Source organism: Pseudomonas sp. FIP_A4 (genome assembly GCF_036701605.1).
Lineage (GTDB): Bacteria > Pseudomonadota > Gammaproteobacteria > Pseudomonadales > Pseudomonadaceae > Stutzerimonas > Stutzerimonas phenolilytica.
Map to the genome: position 1 here is coordinate 1 of NZ_JAYDXP010000023.1, position 806 is coordinate 806.

The following is an 806-nucleotide window of genomic DNA, read 5'->3' on the forward strand; positions in this document are numbered from 1 at the left end:
TTCTGCTCGACGGTGTGGATATTGAGGACTACACGCTGCGCAACCTGCGCCGGCACCCGCAGCAGTGCCGCTGGAATTCAGCGCCTCGGTCAGCGCCGCTTCGACCTCATCGGCACTCACGCGGACCGGCTTGTCGGCATCACGCTTGCGCTTGCGCTCGCGGTGATAGGCCAGCCCGGTACCGGCCGGGATCAGACGACCCACGACCACGTTCTCCTTCAGGCCGCGCAAATAATCGCGCTTGCCAGTGACGGGGGAACAGCCCGGCCGATGCTCTGGCCTCGGCCGCGCATTACTTGCAGGCGTCCGGCTGGCAGCAGGGCCAGCCGTGGGGTTTCGAGGTGCGCCTGCCGGAACCGTTCGACAATGCGCTGGCCGACATGGAGCTGCGCAAATCGCTCGCCGAATGGCGCCGCCTGGGCCTGCGCGGCCTGCCACTGCTCGGCAATGCTGCGGATCACTTCGAGCATCCGGCTGATGTCCTGGCTGTGGCCTTCGCACCAGCACCAGCACCACGATTACTCCGCCGGTGGAACGCACCCGCGGAAACCGAATGCCGCTGCCGAACCACTCGCGCGCCAGCGTCTGCACCGGTCCGGCGAAGTCGAGCAGGCCGATGACGCGCAGCGCACGCTCGGCGCGCATGCGTTCGTCGGCATTCCAGGCGCGATCGGCGACCTCGCGGATGAACGAGATGTCGTCGTCGAGCCAGATGCGCGGCTCGCCATGCAGCAACATCAGCGCGGCAGCGAGCTGGGCCCCAGACAGAGCACCAGCTTGCCCTCGGCGGTGACCCGCACGCGGTG

Annotated in this window: 4 pseudogenes; 1 reads left to right on the plus strand and 3 read right to left on the minus strand. The window is 68.0% G+C overall.

Annotation, left to right across the window (positions count from 1 at the left end):
• Positions 1–66: 66 nt before the first annotated feature.
• Positions 67–252 (minus strand): annotated as a pseudogene (locus tag U8L64_RS00165) (hypothetical protein); the annotation flags it as partial.
• 5 nt (positions 253–257) lie between these two features.
• On the opposite strand from U8L64_RS00165, the pseudogene U8L64_RS00170 reads away from it, so the two are divergent.
• Positions 258–512, plus strand: a pseudogene (locus tag U8L64_RS00170) (lytic murein transglycosylase); the annotation flags it as partial.
• On the opposite strand, the pseudogene U8L64_RS00175 reads toward U8L64_RS00170, so the two are convergent.
• Positions 490–618 (minus strand): annotated as a pseudogene (locus U8L64_RS00175) (hypothetical protein); the annotation flags it as partial. The pseudogenes U8L64_RS00170 and U8L64_RS00175 overlap by 23 nt on opposite strands.
• A 3-nt stretch (positions 619–621) precedes the next feature.
• Positions 622–806: pseudogene (locus U8L64_RS20110) on the minus strand (hypothetical protein); the annotation flags it as partial.